The organism is Streptomyces sp. 7R007, assembly GCF_054850255.1.
The window spans coordinates 1-18,054 of sequence record NZ_JBTWMV010000062.1; the positions used below are offsets into that span (position 1 = coordinate 1).

General features: G+C 69.2%; 14 protein-coding genes and 3 pseudogenes. 10 read left to right on the forward strand and 7 right to left on the reverse strand.

What is annotated here, in order from left to right:
* Window positions 1-30: 30 nt before the first annotated feature.
* Window positions 31-159, forward strand: coding sequence for a hypothetical protein (locus tag ACYF6T_RS39685; protein WP_461702823.1), 129 nt, complete (start codon window positions 31-33; stop codon window positions 157-159).
* Between the two features lie 77 nt (window positions 160-236).
* Entirely contained in the window at window positions 237-377 is a 141-nt protein-coding gene (locus tag ACYF6T_RS39690) for a hypothetical protein (RefSeq protein ID WP_461702824.1), read from the forward strand.
* A 221-nt stretch (window positions 378-598) separates the two neighbouring features.
* On the opposite strand, the gene ACYF6T_RS39695 is transcribed toward ACYF6T_RS39690, so the two are convergent.
* The gene (locus ACYF6T_RS39695; RefSeq protein ID WP_461702848.1) at window positions 599-1,036 is read right to left on the reverse strand and encodes a glutaredoxin domain-containing protein; all 438 of its coding nucleotides are present in this window, start codon (window positions 1,034-1,036) and stop codon (window positions 599-601) included.
* 150 nt (window positions 1,037-1,186) lie between these two features.
* On the opposite strand from ACYF6T_RS39695, the pseudogene ACYF6T_RS39700 reads away from it, so the two are divergent.
* Together ACYF6T_RS39700 and ACYF6T_RS39705 are read left to right on the forward strand one after the other, a co-directional pair.
* A pseudogene (locus tag ACYF6T_RS39700) lies at window positions 1,187-1,327 on the forward strand (NF041680 family putative transposase); the annotation flags it as partial.
* Window positions 1,328-1,654: 327 nt separating this feature from the next.
* Window positions 1,655-2,419: a DUF4142 domain-containing protein gene (locus ACYF6T_RS39705; RefSeq protein ID WP_461702825.1), complete on the forward strand. Its 765-nt coding sequence runs from the start codon at window positions 1,655-1,657 to the stop codon at window positions 2,417-2,419.
* Between the two features lie 176 nt (window positions 2,420-2,595).
* Here the strand turns inward: ACYF6T_RS39705 and ACYF6T_RS39710 are convergent, their stop codons facing one another.
* Both ACYF6T_RS39710 and ACYF6T_RS39715 read right to left on the reverse strand, forming a co-directional pair.
* On the reverse strand, window positions 2,596-3,132 hold the full coding sequence (locus tag ACYF6T_RS39710; RefSeq protein WP_461702826.1) for a MarR family winged helix-turn-helix transcriptional regulator: 537 nt from the start codon (window positions 3,130-3,132) through the stop codon (window positions 2,596-2,598).
* Between the two features lie 30 nt (window positions 3,133-3,162).
* Window positions 3,163-4,191 carry a PP2C family protein-serine/threonine phosphatase gene (locus ACYF6T_RS39715; RefSeq protein ID WP_461702827.1) on the reverse strand — a complete coding sequence of 343 codons (1,029 nt, stop codon included), beginning with the start codon at window positions 4,189-4,191 and terminating at the stop codon, window positions 3,163-3,165.
* Between the two features lie 210 nt (window positions 4,192-4,401).
* Between ACYF6T_RS39715 and ACYF6T_RS39720 the strand changes: the two are divergent.
* The 3 genes and pseudogenes from ACYF6T_RS39720 to ACYF6T_RS39730 form a co-directional block, all read left to right on the forward strand.
* Window positions 4,402-4,905 (forward strand): annotated as a pseudogene (locus ACYF6T_RS39720) (nitroreductase family deazaflavin-dependent oxidoreductase); the annotation flags it as partial.
* A gap of 444 nt (window positions 4,906-5,349) precedes the next feature.
* Entirely contained in the window at window positions 5,350-7,152 is a 1,803-nt protein-coding gene (locus ACYF6T_RS39725; RefSeq protein WP_461702828.1) for a thiamine pyrophosphate-requiring protein, read from the forward strand.
* A complete protein-coding gene (locus ACYF6T_RS39730; RefSeq protein WP_461702829.1) occupies window positions 7,149-8,270 on the forward strand; it encodes an SDR family oxidoreductase in 1,122 nt (373 codons plus the stop codon). Before ACYF6T_RS39725 ends, ACYF6T_RS39730 begins: the two co-directional genes overlap by 4 nt.
* Here the strand turns inward: ACYF6T_RS39730 and ACYF6T_RS39735 are convergent.
* From ACYF6T_RS39735 to qcrB, 4 genes are all read right to left on the reverse strand, one after another.
* Window positions 8,177-9,958, reverse strand: coding sequence for a glycoside hydrolase family 15 protein (locus tag ACYF6T_RS39735; RefSeq protein ID WP_461702830.1), 1,782 nt, complete (start codon window positions 9,956-9,958; stop codon window positions 8,177-8,179). The two genes, ACYF6T_RS39730 and ACYF6T_RS39735, sit on opposite strands and share 94 nt — an antisense overlap.
* Before the next feature lie 534 nt (window positions 9,959-10,492).
* Complete coding sequence (locus ACYF6T_RS39740) at window positions 10,493-11,125, reverse strand: HPP family protein (protein ID WP_461702831.1); 633 nt, start codon at window positions 11,123-11,125, stop codon at window positions 10,493-10,495.
* Window positions 11,126-11,246: 121 nt separating this feature from the next.
* The gene (locus ACYF6T_RS39745) at window positions 11,247-11,618 is read right to left on the reverse strand and encodes a sensory rhodopsin transducer (RefSeq protein WP_461702832.1); all 372 of its coding nucleotides are present in this window, start codon (window positions 11,616-11,618) and stop codon (window positions 11,247-11,249) included.
* Window positions 11,619-12,074: 456 nt separating this feature from the next.
* Window positions 12,075-13,643, reverse strand: a complete 1,569-nt coding sequence (gene qcrB, locus ACYF6T_RS39750) for a cytochrome bc1 complex cytochrome b subunit (protein ID WP_461702849.1) — start codon at window positions 13,641-13,643, stop codon at window positions 12,075-12,077.
* A 381-nt stretch (window positions 13,644-14,024) separates the two neighbouring features.
* Between qcrB and ACYF6T_RS39755 the strand changes: the two are divergent.
* From ACYF6T_RS39755 to ACYF6T_RS39765, 3 genes and pseudogenes are all read left to right on the forward strand, one after another.
* Window positions 14,025-14,765: pseudogene (locus tag ACYF6T_RS39755) on the forward strand (sigma-70 family RNA polymerase sigma factor); the annotation flags it as partial.
* Window positions 14,766-15,108: 343 nt separating this feature from the next.
* The gene (locus ACYF6T_RS39760) at window positions 15,109-16,908 is read left to right on the forward strand and encodes a thiamine pyrophosphate-requiring protein (protein WP_461702833.1); all 1,800 of its coding nucleotides are present in this window, start codon (window positions 15,109-15,111) and stop codon (window positions 16,906-16,908) included.
* Window positions 16,905-18,047 carry an enolase C-terminal domain-like protein gene (locus tag ACYF6T_RS39765; protein ID WP_461702850.1) on the forward strand — a complete coding sequence of 381 codons (1,143 nt, stop codon included), beginning with the start codon at window positions 16,905-16,907 and terminating at the stop codon, window positions 18,045-18,047. The genes ACYF6T_RS39760 and ACYF6T_RS39765 overlap by 4 nt, the downstream gene beginning before the upstream one ends.
* Window positions 18,048-18,054: the final 7 nt, after the last annotated feature.

Sequence of the window (18,054 nt, forward strand, 5' to 3'; positions counted from 1 at the left end):
TAAGCCTTCTCCAAGCAGTACCGGTACCGCATGGCCCGCGCACGCTACGACTTTTATACGTCCAAGGGCTCCAGCAAAGGCCAACTGCTGGAGGCGAAGGAAAACCTGCAGAAGATACTGGCCTACGTCCCCCACCAGATGGCCGGATGGTTGGCGTGATTCTCCGCATCCATTGGGGCATAGCGGGCTGTCTACTCACTATACGACCCAAAGGGGAGTCCGAGTCTGGGGGATTCATGAGTGCACGCTCCAAGCGCATCAAGCTCGCCGCATCTGCGGTCGGCATGCTGACCGCAGCCATCCTCGCACTGAGCACCGCGCCCGCCTCCGCGTCCGGAACCTACAGCGGCCTCGACTACCGGACCTGCAGTTTCTAACGTCAGGCACTCTCCGGGGCGATGGAGACCCGCCCTCCCCTCCTGCCACTGACCTGCAGCCACCCGACTGCGGGCCTCATCCAAGCCCGGCCCTCGAGGGCGAACCAGTCCGGAAGGACCAAGGCGTCTGCGCGATACGACCGGCCCGGCTGCTGGATTCGAGTCGCCAAGGGTTTGGCGCTGGGTCTGCGGACGCCTCTCCGGTATGTCGTGGTTTCTGATCACACGGAAGGGGAGAGCTGTTCGCGCACCCATGCGGGATCGGGGTTGGTGTGTGGCTGGCCCGCCACGACGACGGTCGGCACCGTCTCGTTGCCGTCGTTGGCTGCTCTCACCGCTGCAGCTCCTGCCGGATCGCGCCAGATGTCGACCCAGTGCAACTGGCGGGCGCTGCGGCCCAGCCGGATGCGCAGTCGTATGCAGTACTTGCAGCCCGGCCGCCAGAAGACGACCGGCCAGCCGTCAGCCGCGCTGCGGCGTTGTGCCTCTTGCACACCGATCGATCTCGGGAAGATCAGGGGCGAGCCCAGGCCGGCGAGCGCCAGGAATCCCAGCAGGAGTGCTGCGGCTGTGCCCGGGCTCCCTTTCAAGACCTGCCCAGCGGCGACGGCAAAACCGCTGAGCACAAGCAGCATCGGCAGAATCCAGGAGCGCATCATGGTGATGCAGGCTATCGATGAGTCGAATCGCTCCTCGACCGGGTCGTTCACCTGGGTGTTCGCCGGGCCTCTGAGGCGGCCTTCGTTTGATCATGTCCTCCGACCAAGGTGCACCGATCGAGAAGCAGGCCGTGAGGGTGAGTCTGCTGCGTGACCGCCCGTGGGGACGAACTGTTCGATCCCACCGACGCGTTGCTGTGCGCGGACGGCCCGGTGACGTCGCCGGTGGACCTGACGCTGGTGACCGAGCACCGGCGTGGGTACGGTGCGATGTGCGAGGCGTTGAGCCGCGTGAGCGTAAGAACACGTTGACCCGGCAAGCAACGCATCGAAGGCTTCACCGTCCGACACCCGACTGACCGGGACACTACCGGCCGGCACCCGCAGCTCTCGTTTCGCCGCCTGCGCCCCGCATCGGCTCGACCCCACCCCGGGTGGCCTGCCCCAGTCCTGGCTGTTCCGTTCACGTCATCGAGCGCGGTGAGGGGCGTCGCCCCCACCGCGTGGCCACGAGGCGATCCGGAAATGGCACAGTGCAAGCTTTACCTTCCGGAAAGGTTCTACATCCGCGCGGGCCCGTACTTCCGGTCGTCCACTGCAGTCGGCATCGGGAGTGTCATGCCCCTCTCGCGTAACACCATCGGAACCCTCTTCGTCGGCGGAGCGCTGAGCGTGACGCTTGCCGCCCTGGCCTATCCGAGCATGCTCGGCGTGCAGACGACGTCCAGCAACCCCTCGCGCGTGATCGCCAGTACCCAATGGGGCCCGCTCACCGAGGCCGACCGCAACTTCGTCGTCTTCGTACGCTCCGCCGGTCTGTGGGAGGGTCCCTCGGGGCAGTTGGCCATGGAAAAGGGGACGAGCGCGGCCGTACGCGAGGCCGGACGGCATCTGGTTATCGGGCACGCGGCGCTCGACGCCAGCTGCCGCAAGATCGCCCCAGAGCTGAACATCACCATCCCCAACCAGCCCACCCCGCAACAGCAAGGCTTCCTGGACAAGTTCAAGTCGGACACGGGCCGGCAGTTCGACTCGGACTTCGCCAACATCCTGCGCGTCACCCACGGCTCGATCTTCAACACCATCGCCAAGATCCGCTCCACCACCGAGAACACCCTCGTGCGCCAGCTGGCCGACCAGGCCAACGACGTGGTCCTGGATCACATCACGCAGATGGAGAAGACCGGGCTGGTCAACTTCGACCAGGTCAACTTCCAGGAGACGACCCCGCCGAAGCTTCCCGCCAGCCAGGTCACACCGCCCGTCCCGCAGCCCGGGGCGCCCATGGTCACCCTCACGGTGCCCCCAGGACTGTCGACCGCAGGAGTACCGACCGGCCCTGCCACGGAGCCCTCGCCGTCAGCCTCTCCCACAGTAGGGTGAGGCGAGCCCGGGACACGCGTCCCTGGGCGGCGTGCCGATCCGGCCCAGAGCGATGGTCAGACCGCAACAAGGCCGTAACCGTCGTCCTGGTGCTAGGGAATCGGGCCGTGAGCGGCACGCCCTCGGCCTCCATCACCCGGCACAGGCGCCGCCTCGGCCTCTGCCGTGGCAGCGGTTCAGCCCTCGTGCGACATCACGCCGTCCACTGCCCAGCCGAGCGGATGCGGCTCCGGGTGGTCCGCGGCGGGGGCGGGCGGCTCTCCTCCCGCCCTGTTGAAGGCGCCCAAAGCCTCGATGAGCGCCAGCCGTTGGGTCGGGCCCAGACGGGCCACGATGGCGGCGATCTCGGAACGGCGACGGGCGGTGACGTCCTCGACGGTGCGCCGTCCCTCGTCGGTCAGCTGCAGCAGGGTCTCCCGGCGGTTGCCGGGATTGGTCTGCCGGTCGGCGAGCCCGGCCGCGATCAGCCGGTCGACCATCCGCATCGCCGTCGAGGGCGCCACCTGCAGCAGGTCGGCGAGGGTCACCAGCTTGGTGGCACCCCGGGTGGACAGCACCACCAGCATGCGGAACTGCGGGAGCGTCACCCGATCCTCGACCTCGGCGAGCGAACGGGCGGAGACCGCCACCAACAGTCGGGAAGCGGTCAGTACCGCCCTGGTGACCGCGTCGACGTCGTCCATCGTCCCCGCGGTGTTCTCATACTCCGGCATGTCTCCTTTCTACCTTGCCGAAGTCTCCGCTCACTCACGAGCTGGGAACACATTTTCCTTTCCATGACCGTGGTATCGGAGCAACAGCATCGCGGCGTCATCGTGCAGCGGTCCTCCGGCATGCCGCACCAAATCCTCGCGCAGGGTTGCCAGGGCCTGGTCGGCGTCGGGCTCGTCAAGCAAATGAGCCCGGTCGCCCAGGGGATAAAAGGCGCCCTCGGCATCCCGGGTCTCGGTGACGCCATCGGTGTACAGCAGCAGTTGCTCACCGGGCGTGAAGTCCACCCAGTAGGGCTTCGGCCCGTCTCCGCCGTGGCCGCCGAGCCCCAGGGGGAGGGCGTAGGCATGCGGTTCCGGGAAATCGACACCGCCCTGCCGTACGACCATCGGGGCGGGATGGCCGTAGTTGAGGAAGACCGCCCCATGGTCCGAGCCGATCTCGGCTAGGATGGCGGTGACGAACTTCTCCCCCTCGAGTTCCCGGGCCACGCTGCGCTCCAGGCGCTCACCCAACCCCACCAGGTCGGACTCGTCGTGAGCCGCCTCACGGAAGGCGCCGAGCACCACGGCGGCCGTCTCCACCGCGGCCAGGCCTTTGCCCTGGACATCGCCCACGATCACGCGGATCCCGTGCGGGGAGGCCACCATCTCGTACAGGTCGCCCCCGATCCGCGCTTCCGCCACCGCCGAGGTGTACGACACCGCGGCCTGAAGCGGGCCCGCGGTCCGCGGCACCGGGCGCAGCAGCACCCGCTGCGCCACCTCCGCGATCGAGCGGACGCTGGCCAGCTCCGCTTCCCGCCGCGAGCGCGAAACCGCCGCGCCGATTCCGATGCCGGTCACCCCCGCCACCGACGCCATCGCGGTGAACCCACGGCGTTCCTCGAACAGTCCGTCGTACACGCCCAGCCCGATGCAGAGCAGCAGGGCCACCACGCCGATCAGCGCGGTGCGACGCCACCCGCCGATCAGGCCGGCGAACGCCGGCCCGAGCGACACCAACGGCAGAAACCCCACCCCCGGTCCGGCGACCACGTCCACCACCGTGACCACGGTCATGACCGCCGCCGGCATCCACGACAGCAGCGCACCTCCCGCCGCGGATCCGCGATCCGCCTCGGAACCCTCCGACGGGCCGACCGCACCCGACGGGGCGCCCCCCACTGTTTCCGACACAGGCAACCTCCCCGCCTTTAGACTATGCAAGAATTTCCGCCCTGCAGCACACCCTGCCCGACCCTTTACCCAACCGAAGCAGGGAACCGCCGTATCCGACCTCCGGAAGACCACCATGCCCGACCGACTACTGCGACCCCACCCCGACCCGCTGGATGGCAACGCTTCGCGGCACGGCTACCGATTCTCCTCTTCCGCTGCGGGCTCGGATGGATCTTCGGCCAGAGGCTGCTGCTGTTGCACCACACGGGCCGGGTCAGCGGGCTGGATCGCCGCGTGGTTCTCGAAGTGGTTCAGTACGACCCGGCGGACGGCCACTGGACCGTCGCTTCCGGGTTCGGGCCGCAGGCCGACTGGTACCGCAATCTTCGTCTGCGGCCGCAAGCCGTCATCGAGGTGGGCAGCCGGCACCACGCCGTCACCGCTCGCTTTCTCACCCCCGACGACGGCGCCGAGATCATGAGCCGGTACGCCCGTCGCCACCCCCGCATCGCCCGTTGCCTGTGCACATTCATGGGCCTGCCGTCGGACGGAACCGCCGACGCGTTCCGCGACGCCGGCAGGGCGATTCCCTTCGTACGGCTGGACGCCGCCCCCCGGCTCCCGGCTGCCCTGAGCCCCGCGTTCTGCAATGCTCACGGCCGGGCAAAAACTGTCCGGAGGTACTGGCGTTCCGATTTTGCACTATGCAAAACTTTCGCAGGGGGCCGAACCGGTGGCCGGGTCGCCCAGCGCCCAGGAGTGACCGGCACATCATCGCGGGTCGGGGGCGACCACCGGCCACCGGCGGCCCTACCCCGGCCAACGTGCACCCACCGAGTCTCGATGCGTGATTCAGAATCGTATGTCCCGAGCTCCGCCGTCTCCACCACCGGTGTGACGACGTAGCCGGCGACCGGCCTGATGCCACCGCCCGCGGACCGCACGACCACGACGCAGCATCGATCCAGCCCCTGCGGATGGCCGGACCGCGGGTTTAGCAGCACCGGACCGAGGCAACTCACGGGCGCGACCATTCGCACACTCCGCTCAGGAGACCCCATGACTAAAGTCGCTGACTACGTGCTGCAACGCCTCACCGAATGGGGCGTGAATCGGGTGTACGGCTATCCCGGAGACGGCATCAACGGGCTGCTCGGCGCCTTCGACCGTGCCGAGGGCAACCCGGAGTTCATTCAGACGCGCCACGAGGAGATGGCCGCGTTCATGGCATGCGCGCACGCCAAGTTCACCGGGGAGGTCGGCTGCTGCACCGCCACCTCGGGCCCCGGCGCCGTCCACCTGCTGAACGGGCTCTACGACGCCCGTCTGGACCACCAGCCGGTCGTCGCCGTGATCGGCCAGCAGAAGCGGCTCAGTCTGGGAGCCCACTACCAGCAGGAGGTGGACCTGGAACGGCTTTTCGCCGACGTGTCCGAGTTCTGCCAGATGGTCGTGCACCCGGGTCAGGCCCGGCACGTCATCGACCGCGCCTTCAAGACCGCTCTGACCACACGCGGCGTCGCCACTGTCATCATCCCGAACGACATCCAGGAGGAGGACGCACAGCCCTCGCCTCCCAAGATGCACGGATCGGTGTTCTCCAGCGTCGGCTGGAGCCGCCCCCGGGTCCTGCCCGACCCCGACGAGCTGCGCAAGGCCGCCGACGTCCTCAACGAGGGCGGCAAGGTGGCCATGCTGGTCGGCCAGGGTGCCGCCAAGGCCCAGGAAGAAGTCGTCGAGGTCGCGGAGCTGCTGGGCGCCGGCGTCGCCAAGGCCCTCCTCGGCCGGGAGGTCCTCCCCGACGACCTGCCGTTCGTGACCGGCCCGATCGGTCTGCTCGGCAGCAAGGCCAGCGACAACATGATCCAGAACTGCGACACCCTCTTCATGATCGGCAGCAGCTTTCCGTACTCCGAGTGGCTGCCCGACGAAGGCCAGGCCAAGGGGGTGGAGATCGACATCGACGGGCGGATGATCGGCATCCGCTACCCCATGGACGCGCATCTCGTCGGCGACGCCAAGGAGACGCTGCGCGCCTTGATCCCCCTCCTGCACCGCAAGGAGGACCGCAGCTGGCGGGAGAAGATCGAGAAGGACGTCCGCGAGTGGAACGACCTGTGCGACCGCTGGGCGAGCCAGCACTTCGAGGGGATCATCAACCCGCAGGCCGTCGCCGCCGAGCTGTCACCCCGGCTGCCGGACGACTGCATCCTCACCGCCGATTCCGGCTCCGGCACCAACTGGTGGGCACGTCACCTCAAGCTGCGCCGGGGCATGCGCGCGTCCCTGTCGGGGACGCTGGCCACGATGGGCCCGGGCACCCCGTACGCCATCGCGGCCCGCTTCGCCTACCCCGACCGGCCGGTGATCGCGTTCGTCGGCGACGGCGCGTTCCAGATGAACGGCATGAACGAGATGATCACCGTCAAGCGGTACCTGGACCGGCTGTCCGGGTCCGCACCGTTCATCTTCTGCGTCTTCAACAACCAGGACCTCAACCAGGTCACCTGGGAGCAACGCGCCATGGCCGGCGACCCCAAGTATCCGGCATCACAGGAGATCCCCGACATCCCGTATGCGGCCTACGCCCAGCTCATCGGCCTCAAGGGCGTCGTGTGCGACGACCCGCAGAAGGTCGGCGCCGCCTGGGACGAGGCGCTGGCCTCCGACACGCCGGTGGTCCTGGAATTCAAAGTCGACAACGAGATCGCACCCATCCCGCCGCACATCATGAAGAGCCAGGGCAAGAAGGCCGCCAAGGCAGCGCTACACGACCCTGAGAAGACCGGCATCGCCGCCAAGGGCGTACGACAGAAGATCACCGAGTACGCCGAACACCTCCCCGGACGGGGGGAGAAGTGAGCACCGCCCGCCCCCGTCCCGAGGTCGTCGTCGTCACGGGGGCGAGCGCCGGTGTCGGCCGGGCCACCGCCCGCGCTTTCGGGGCGCGCGGGGCCGCCGTGGCGCTGCTCGCCCGCGGCCAGGAAGGCCTGGAGCAGGCCGCCCATGATGTACGCACGGCCGGCGGGCAGGCGCTGCCCCTGGTCGTCGACGTCGCGGACCCCGAGGCAGTCGAGGCGGCCGCACAACAGGTGGAGGACCAGCTCGGCCCGATCGACGTATGGGTCAACGCCGCCTTCACCACCGTGTTCGCACCCGCCACAGAGATCAAGCCGGAGGAGCTGAGGCGGGCCACCGAGGTGACGTACTTCGGCTTCGTCCACGGCACCCAGGCGGCCCTGCGCCGCATGCTGCCGCGCGACCGGGGAACCATTGTGCAGGTGGGCTCGGCCCTGGCCTACCGCAGTGTGCCCCTGCAGGCCGTGTACTGCGGTGCGAAGGCCGCGATCCGGGGCTTCACCGACTCCCTGCGGTGCGAGCTTAGGCACGACGGCAGCCAGGTGCGGGTCACCACGGCGCACCTGCCCGGAGTGAACACTCCGCAGTTCGGCTGGGTGTTGACGCGGTTGCCCCGGCATCCGCGACCGGTCGCTCCGGTCTACCAGCCGGAGGTCGCCGCCCAAGGCATCCTGTACGCGGCCGACCATCCCCAACGCCGCGAGTACTGGATCGGCGGATCGACGGTGGCCACCCTGCTGGGGCAGAAGGTCGCCGCGGGCCTGCTGGATCGCTACCTCGCGCGGACCGGCTACGACTCCCAGCAGACAAAGGAACCTGTCGACCGCTCCCGTCCTGCCAACCTGTGGAAACCGGTCGACGACAGCCACGGCGCCGACCACGGCCCGCACGGCGCATTCGACGAGGAGGCGCACTCCCGGAGCCTGCAGCTGTGGGCCTCGCGGCACCGCCGGCCGCTCGCGCTCGGAGCCGCTGCCGGCGCAGCCGTAGGCGCCGCCCTCGTCGGGGGACTGCGCGCCGGAGTCCCTCAGCGCGGGAGGGTGGAGGCGTCGTTGAGGCGCACGGCGCACTCCAGCAGAAGCGCGTGGACGAAGGCCTGGGGAAGGTTGCCCCGCAGCTGACGCTGACGCACGTCGTACTCCTCCGCGAACAACCCGGACGGCCCGCAGGCCGCCCGGGTCCGTTCGAACCAGCGCAACGCGCCGGCACGGTCGCCAAGATGGTCCGTGGCCAGCGCCATGGTGAAACCGCACAGCAGGAAAGCCCCCTCGGCCTCCCCCAGCCGGGTTCCCGGGTGGATGAAGCGGTACAGGTACCCGTCCCGGGCGAGCTGTTCCTCAATGAAGCGGCGGGTGATCGCGTTGCTCGGATCGTCGGCGGGCGGAAAGCCCCGTGCCATGGGCATCAGCAGCGCGGCTTCCGGCCCGTCGTCGCCGACCGCCCGCCGCCACCGGCCGTCGGCACGCAGACAGCGCCGGCGGGTCTCGGCGAACACAGCCTCGGCGAGGCTGGTGCACCGCTGTGCCGTCCGCGTCGACAGCCGTTCGGCGATCCGTCGCAGACCGCAGACCACGCTCAGCCGCGACTGGGTCCACCACTGTTCTTCCAGCTCCCACAGTCCGGCATCGGGCTGCCGCCAGTTGCGCTCGACGGCGTCGACCGCGACCGTGACCGCCTGCTCCGCCTCGGCTGTGAGCCGGTCGTGCCGGGCGGCGGCGGCGAACAGCTGAAGGGCCTCGCCGTAAGCGTCGAGCTGGAACTGACCCGCCGCCTGGTTCCCGACGCGGTCGCTGCCTCCGGGATAGCCCGTGAAGGGAAGCCGCCTCTCCTCCGGCACCGGGCCGCCGTCGACGGTATAGGCAGGGCGCAGGCTCTCACCGTCGGTGAGAATACGGTCGGCGGTGAACCGGACGGCACTGTCGAGCAGGTCGTGCGGGCCGTGTGCGGCGACGGCGAGGCCCGCGTAGCTCTGGTCGCGAATCCAGGCGTAGCGGTAGTCGTAGCTGCGCCCGCTGTTGGCCCGTTCGGGCAGCGAGGTGGTGACGGCCGCGACCATGCCGCCCGAGGCACTCGTCAGGCCGCGCAGCACCGCATACGCATGCCGGGCGTCCCGCGGCGCGGCCAGCGCGGAGCAGTCGGGCACGGCGCGTCGCCAGGCCTGTTCCGTGTACGCCCACAGGCGTTCAGGATCCAGCTTCTGCGTCTGTACACCCTCAGCAAGCTCCAGGACGAGGTCGTGGTGTTCGCCCTCGCGGAGCCGGACATCCCCGCGAAGTCCGGACTGCGGGTCCCACGCGGCTTGGTGAGCACCGCTCAGTCGCAGGTGCAGCCCGCCGGCCTGTGCGGTCCACACGTCCCCCTGCAGCCGTGGGTCACGCACTCGCTCGGAGCCGAACCCGGGACGTGGGTCGAGCGTGATCCGCAGCCGTGCCTCGCCGTGCTCTACACGCATTCGGCGCAGGAGGACGAGACGGTCGGTGGTCGCCGGCATCGCCAGCGCGTCACGGCACTCGATCACCGAGTCGGCGGCCACCCAGCGGCTGACTCGGATCAGGGTGCCGTCCTCGTAGTAGCCGCCCCACACATGCCAGCGGTCATCCGGTTCAACGCCGAAGAATCCGCTGCCGCCGATCAGGGCGGAGAACACCGCGTCACTGTGCCAGCGCGGCGCACACAGCCAGACGATCCGTCCTTCCGGGTCGATCACGGCGCCCCGTTCGCCGTCGGCGAGAACGGCGTAGTCACGCAGCACCCACGGCGGACAGAGGTTCGCTGCTGTCCTTGCGTCGTCGTAAGTTCTCGCGTCCATGGCAGAGGGGAATTCCCCTCCCCCGTCGCCAGGAAACGATCTGACCGCTCAACGACCTGAACGAAGAGCCTCCCAGGTTTCACCAGGCGAGGGCACACCGCCCATACCGGGGCCGCGAGCGGACTACAGCAGCCCTCACCTGGCCGAGCGAGGACCACCGGGGAAGCCAGTGCGACGCAAGGGTGGCGAGCCAGCGCCGTCTGCCGCACCACGGCGGCCAGAGGACTGCGAGGGGGTCCCGGAGAGAGGCTGGCCCGGGCCGAGCGCGGACAGGCCGGGACCCGTGTGGCGCGGCTGTGTTCTACCGCGATCTCTGGCCCGACGGCCGTGAAGACGCCCGCTCCGCGAGCCCGATGCGCGCCGCAGTGCGCCATGGTGCGCCGTCGACCACGATGACGGCCCTCACCACGGCGTCAAGGAAATCGGGACGACTCTCCGGACTCGCTCGCCGCATGGCCCTCTCGGCGACGGTTCCGCAAGCGGCCCGGAAGCCGCCAACGGCACCTTGGCGACTCTTGGGCAAGAGGCCGGTCCTCATTGCCGCCGTTGCGTCAGTGCGGCTGCCGCCGTCAGTACCGGCGCGATCGCCAGCACCAGAGCCAGACCGACGAGCAGGCCGTACAGCGGCGGCCCGGGCCGACAGATGCCGGAAGTGATCAGAAGGGCCGTCGCGGCGGCCGGAGGGTGGTGGGCGTTGCACAGGTGGAGCAGAAACAGAGTGACGCCCACCGCCAGGGCCTGGGCCCCGATCTGCGGGAAGGTGTCGTGATGCTGTTCCGCGACGGAAGGGTGGCTCCAGAGCCCGAAGGCGGCCAGACAGCCAAGGCCCACCGCGACGGCGAGGACGTGTCCGGTCACCGCGCTGCGTGCTCGCGCACTCACCGATTCCGGATGCGCCAGCAACAAATACGCCGTCGGCCCCAAGGTGGTGGTCAGCGCGGTCCAGCCGATAAGGCGGCCGATCGCACCGACGCCGGCGAGCAGCACAGCGGAGAGCAGGAAAAGGCGCAGGCCGCGCACCACCTTCTGGCGCACGCCCGGGCTGCCGTCCGGCACGGAACCGCCAGGCCCTGCGGCAGCGCGCGAGGGAAAGTCACCGATCCTCACCATGGCCTCCTGGAAGTCGGACTGCCTGTGTAGTCGCGCGGTGGTCGCGTCGATGGGCACGACCGTGTGCCCCGCCTGCGGGCGCAAGGTGAGGCCGGCAGCCGGTAGCCGCCCCGAGACCGCCAGCAGGCCGGAGGAGCGAGCACGACCACGGGGCGGTGATCACGCCGAGGCGGACTCCTCAGCCCGCGCCGTAGGCGATGGTCGACAGCAGGGCGTTCGCTGCCTGCCGACTGTCCAACCGCGTATGCTGCACGACCACTGGCACGTCGCTCACCAGCACCGACGCGTAGTCCGCGCCGACCGGAACCGACCCGTCGTCCGCGAGTTCGTTGAACCGCTGGTGCAGAGTGCGGCGAGCAGGCACCGTGACCCGGTGGGGGCCGGAAGGCTCCCGGTCGGGGAAGAAGAGTGTGATCATCACGTGGGCATCCTCGTCGCCGGTGTTCAGGATGCAAGCGGTCTCATGGCTGGCCATCGACTCGGGGCCGGTACTCGACTCAGGAATGAATCCCTCGGCGATCGCCCACACACGCTGCCCGATGTGTTCCATCGTGTCTCCTCGACCAGAAAGCGTTCGGGATGACTGAGTCACCGACCCGCTCAGCCGTGAAACGGCGCGGCAGGGGCCAGCGGTGTGCCGCCGCGCCGAGGACACCGCCCAACCGACCGCCCGTGTCCACGTGACCGCATTCCGGCGACGTCGGCGGTCCAGCCAGGAACCGTGCATCACCGGCCCGGCTGAGCCCTCCTGTCGGCCTGAGGGCTGCTCAAGGGCATCCCTCGCGGCCGTCCTCATCATCCACCACGGCCACGTCGCCTCATGCCCTCCGCCGGTGCGCTCGTCCCGATCGAGACCGCCGCCGTACCGCTACGCGTCTCCCGGCGGCGCTCCCCCTGCGGACGGATTCCTCGGTGATCCAGCACCAGGCGATGCCCACCGTCACGAGGCCGACCGGGAAGGAAAGCCTCGCCCAGGCCGGTGCGACGTGACCGGCCTGCCGCGCCTCTACTCGGTCGGCTCCTCTTCGGCCTGCTGTGCCTCACCGGGGTCGGCCGTCACGGCCGCGACCTGACGGCGGGCCTCTTCCGTCAGGGGCAGGTCGACCCTCTGGGCGTGGTACCACCGGCTCAGACCCCGCCTGAGATAGCGCCCGACGGGCATGTACCAACGGCCCGGCTTGCGCAGGGGAGCCGGAACGTCCCTGACGGCCATGGGAATGCTCTTTTCCTGCGACAGCGGCCTGTGCGCCCGCTCGTAGCCGCCGTCGGCCCCCAGCCGCACGACCGCTGTCGGTTCGCCACGTTGGAGCCGTGTCCGGTCCCGAGCCTGCAGACCAAGGCAGAGACGCTTGGTGAGCCGGTAGGCGAGAAGAGGCAACACGACGATCCCGATCCGCAGCACCCAGGTGTACACCTCGAAGGGGACGTCGAACACCCAGGCCAGAACATCCTGCCCGCCGGCCATCAGCAGCACACCGTAGAAGGTGATCCCGGCGACGCCCAGGCCGGTGCGGGTGGGCTGGTTGCGCGGCCGGTCGCACAGGTGGTACTCCTTGCCGCCGCCGGTCACCCAGCGCTCGAAGAAGGGGTACAGGTAGAGCACCGCGAAGAGGACGACAGGCACCATCACGCCGGGAATGAAGACGTCCCAGACCACGGTGTGCCCCAGGAAGTTCGTCTCCCCTCTCGGCATCAGCCGCAGGGAGCCCTCCAGGAAGCCGATGTACCAGTCGGGCTGCGAGTCGATGGACGCCTGGTCCGCCCGGTAGGGCCCGAAGTCCCAGATCGGGTTGATTTGCATCAGGGCCGACAGCACGGCGATCAGCCCGAACAGCATGAAGAACAGCCCCACGGACTTCGTCGTGTACTGCGGGTAGAGGGGCTTGCCGATCACGTTCTGGTTGGTGCGGCCCGGCTTGGCCCACTGCGTGTGCTTCAGGTAGACGACCAGTCCCACGTGAACGCTGATCAGCGCGACGAGCAGGCCGGGAATCAGCAGAATGTGCGCCGCGTACATCCGCGGAATGATCTCGTGGCCCGGATACTGCCCGCCGAAGACGAAGAAGGCCAGATACGTGCCCACGATCGGGAGGGAGAGCACGATGCCCTCCGCGGTGCGCAGTCCGGTGCCGGACAGCAGGTCGTCCGGGAGGGAGTAACCGCAGAAGCCCTCCAGCAGCGACAGCCAAAAGAGGGTCACACCGATCGTCCAGTTGAACTCGCGCGGCCGGCGGAAGGCGCCGGTGAAGAAGATCCGCAGCATGTGCAGGCCGATCGCAGCGATGAAGACGAGCGCCGCCCAGTGGTGCATCTGCCGCATCAGCAGACCGCCGCGCACATCGAAGGTGATGTGCAGGGTGGAGGAGTAGGCCTCGGAGGCCGGTACGCCGAGCAGCGGCGCGTAGGAGCCGCTGTAGGGGCGTTCCGTCATGTCAGGGTGGAAGAAGAAGGTCAGGAACGTCCCGGTCAGTACGAGGATGACGAAGCTGTAAAGCGCGATCTCACCCAGCAGGAAGGACCAGTGATCGGGGAAGGCCTTGCGCAGCAGCGTCTTCGCCGCCTCCGACAGGGGCATCCGCCGATCGACGGCGGTGACGAAGCGCTCGCCGCGGGTCGGCCTCGGCTCGGGATGCAGCAGCTTCCGCAGAAGTGACAAGAAGGGTTCACCTCCGGATGACCCGCACACGGGCCGAGCCCGCCGTTGAGAGACCGAAACCGGGTGGTCACGGCCGCCGACGGGGTCCCCAGGTCGCTGACCCTCGAAACGGCGCCCGCGCAACGCGCACGCCGGTGGCCATGGAGCCGCCAGGACAAACACGACTTCGAAACACCGCTCAGCCATCCGGCACGCTAGAAGAGGGGAATTCCTGTCCGGCGGAGTGACGTTTGCATAGCGCAATAGAAAGAGGGGACCCATCACTGCGCCCGGAACAGCCAGTCCAGCGCAGAGGCTCACATGATCCCCCTGACCGCCCCGTCACCCACGGAGAGGGCCGCCGGCGACGGCCCGCTGTCCTCACAGCGGATCGACCAGCTCGTGACGCGTGTCCACAGGCAGGCTGCCGGCAGAGGACGGGAGGCCGCCCGCGCGGAGGCCGTCCGCACACTGCTCCCCGTGGCACGCCGGATCGCCGGCAAGTTCCGCAACATCGGCGGCGCGGAACAGGACGACCTGGTCCAGGTGGCCTGCGTGGGCCTGGTCAAGGCCATCGACGGCTACGACCCCGACCAGGGCCACGCCTTCCTGTCGTACGCGGTGCCCACGATCACCGGAGAGCTCAAGCGCCACGTGCGGGACAGGCTCGGGCTGGTGCGCCTGCCGCGGGCTGTGCAGCAGGCCAGACAGCAGGTGCGTCGGGCACAGCGAGAACTCGAACAGGCCAACGGCGGACGTATGCCCACCCGGGCGGAGATCGTCCAGGCGTGCGGTCTGTCCGAGCACGCGGTGGACGAGGCGATGCGCTCTCAGCACGCGGTACAACCGCGCTCCCTGGACGCGCCCTGGGAGGGCGCGGAACGGCCGATGGCCGCGTTCGGCGACGTGCTCGGCGAGGACGATCCCGCCCTCGACGTCGCCGCCTTGCGGGCGGAACTCTTCAAAGCCCTGCGCCAGTTCCCCGAACGCGAGCGGCGGATTCTCCTTCTCCGCTTCTACCACGACCAGACGCAGCAGCAGATTGCCGCTGCGGTCGGCGTCTCACAAATGCAGGTGTCACGGCTGCTCACGCGATGCCTGGCACGGTTGAAGGAGTTGCTCGGGCACCTCGATCCGGCAAGCACCACCCCGGACCCCGATGCCGAGGACGCCAAGGACACCGCGCGGGAACTCTCCCCGGCGCACAGCGGCCCGCTGAACCGGCCCGAAGTGCTCCCCGCCGAAACCCGTGCCGCGGCAAGGACAACCCCGCCCGCCCGCCACCGGCCATCGTCGGGAGCGCGCCCCCGCAGCGCCGCGGCGCACCGCCCGCCCGCCGTTTACGCACGACCGTCACAGGTCACTCCCTGCCGGTGGCACAAGTGCGCATCCGAGGGAGCACGTCATGACGTTGGTGGCCGACTATGTACTGCAACGCCTGCAGGAATGGGGAATCGAGCGGGTCTACGGCTATCCGGGGGACGGGATCAACGGCCTGCTGGGTGCCTTCGACCGGGCCAAGGGAGAACCGGAGCTGATCCAGACGCGGCACGAGGAGATGGCCGCGTTCATGGCATGCGCCCATGCGAAGTTCACCGGGGAGGTGGGCTGCTGCACGGCCACCTCCGGTCCCGGCGCCGTGCATCTACTCAACGGGCTCTACGACGCCAAACTGGACCACCAGCCGGTGGTGGCCGTGGTCGGCCAGCAAAAACGACTCTCCCTCGGTGCGCACTACCAGCAGGAGATCCCGCTGGCGCAGCTGTTCGCCGACGTCTCCGAGTTCTGCCAGATGATCGTCCACCCCGGGCAGGCCCGGCATGTGATCGACCGGGCCTTCAAGACGGCGCTCACCATGCGCACGGTGGCGACGATCATCATTCCGGAGGACATCCAGGAGGAGGACGCCCAGCCCTCGCCTCCCAAGATGCACGGCTCGGTGTTCTCCAGCGTCGGCTGGAGCCGTCCCCGTCTGCTGCCCGATCCCAGCGAGCTGCGCAAGGCCGCGGACGTCCTGAACGCCGGAAACAGGGTCGCCATGATCATCGGGCAGGGTGCCGCGCACGCCGAGAGCGAGGTCGTGGAGGCGGCGGAACTACTGGGCGCCGGGGTCGCCAAGGCGCTGCTCGGCCGCGAAGTCCTCCCCGACGACCTGCCGTTCGTGACCGGCCCGATCGGTCTGCTCGGCAGCAAGGCCAGCGACAACATGATCCAGAACTGCGACACCCTGCTGATGGTCGGCACCAGCTTCCCCTACGCGGAGTGGCTGCCGGACGAGGGCCAGGCCCGCGGCGTGGAGATCGACATCGACGGCCGGATGATCGGCATCCGCTATCCCATGGACGCCCATCTCGTCGGCGACTCCAAGGAGACGCTGAAGGCCCTGCTACCCTTGCTGGAACACAAGCAGGACCGCGCCTGGCGCGAGCAGATCGAGCAGGACGTACGGGAGTGGGACGCGATCTGCCGCAAGCGGGCCGGTCAGCACTTCGGGCGTACCATCAATCCGCAGGCCGTCGCCGCCGAGCTGTCACCCCGGCTGCCGGACGACTGCATCCTCACCGCCGACTCCGGCTCCGGCACCAACTGGTGGGCACGTCACCTCAAGCTGCGCCGGGGCATGCGCGCGTCCCTGTCGGGGACGCTGGCCACGATGGGCCCGGGCACCCCGTACGCCATCGCGGCCCGCTTCGCCCATCCCGACCGGCCGGTGATCGCGTTCGTCGGCGACGGCGCGTTCCAGATGAACGGCATGGCCGAGATGATCACCGTCAAGCGGTACCTGGACCGGCTGTCCGGGTCCGCACCGTTCATCTTCTGCGTCTTCAACAACCAGGACCTCAACCAGGTCACCTGGGAACAGCGCGCCATGGTCGGCGATCCGAAGTTCCCGGGCTCGCAGTACATCCCCGACGTGCCCTACGCCAAGTACGCCGAGCTGCTGGGCCTGAAGGGCATCTACTGCGACAAGCCGAAGAAGGTCGGCAAGGCGTGGGACGAGGCACTCGCCTCGGACGTACCCGTGGTCCTGGAATTCAAGGTCGACCAGGAGATCGCGCCCATCCCGCCGCACATCATGCTGGCCCAGGGCAAGAAGGCCGCCAAGGCCGCCGTGCGCGACCCGGAGCGCGTGGGCATCGCCGCCAAGGGGGCACGGCAGAAGCTCACCGAGGTGACCGAACGCATGCCGGGACGGCACCGGTGAGCGGCACGGCACCGAACCTGGACGCGTACCGGATCGACTCCGTCGACGTCCACGCCTTCGAAGTGCCGACCGACGGTCCCGACGGCAAGGAACAGGACGGGACCCTGGAGTGGGACTCCACCACCATGGTCCTGGTCCGTGTGCACGCCGGCGGCCGCACCGGCATCGGCTACACCTACGGAGACGTGTCGGTCGCCTCCTTCATCGAGTCCAAACTCACGCCACTGCTTCACGGCGGGTACGCCACCTCGCCCCCGGCCCTGTGGCATCTCATGGGCCGGCAGATCCGTAACGCCGGCCGGCCCGGCGTCGGCGCCATGGCCGTCTCCGCCGTCGACGTGGCCCTGTGGGACCTCAAGGCCCGCCTGCTGGACCTGCCCCTGATCCACCTCCTGCCCTCCTACCACGACCGGGTTCCGGTGTACGGCAGCGGCGGCTTCACCAACTACCCCCTCGACCGCCTCACCGACCAGCTGACCGGCTGGGTCGAGCAGGGCATCCCGCGCGTCAAGCTCAAGACCTCCCGCGAGCCCGAACGCGATCCGCAACGCCTCGCGGCCGTCCGCAAGGCCGTCGGCGACCAGCTGGAGATCCTCACCGACGCCAATGGGGCACTGGGCCGCAAGCAGGCCTTGTACTGGGCCCGCCGGTTCCACGAGGAGTGGGACGTGCGCTGGCTGGAGGAACCCGTCAGCTCAGCCGACCTGGAGGGTCTGCGCATGCTCGTCGAACAGGGTCCCGCGCGTCTGGAGATCGCCGCCGGCGAGTACGCCTACACCACCCAGGACTTCACCAACCTGGTCGCCGGCCCCTCCGTGGACTGCCTCCAGGCCGACGTCACCCGCTGCGGAGGCATCACCGGCGTGCTGGAGACGGCCGGCCTGGCGACGGCCCACCACCTGGACCTGTCCGCCCACTGCGCGCCCGCGGTCTCGGCCCACGCCTTCTGCGCCGTGCGCCGGCTGCGGCACCTGGAGTACTTCCACGACCACGTGCGCCTTGAGCACCTGCTCTTCGACGGCACCCTGTCCCCCGACGGCGGCGCCCTGCGCCCCGACCCCGGCCGACCCGGCCTCGGCCTGGAAGTCAAGTGGTCCGACGCCGAACGCTATCGGGTGTACGGAAACCGGACCCTCTGACCAGGCC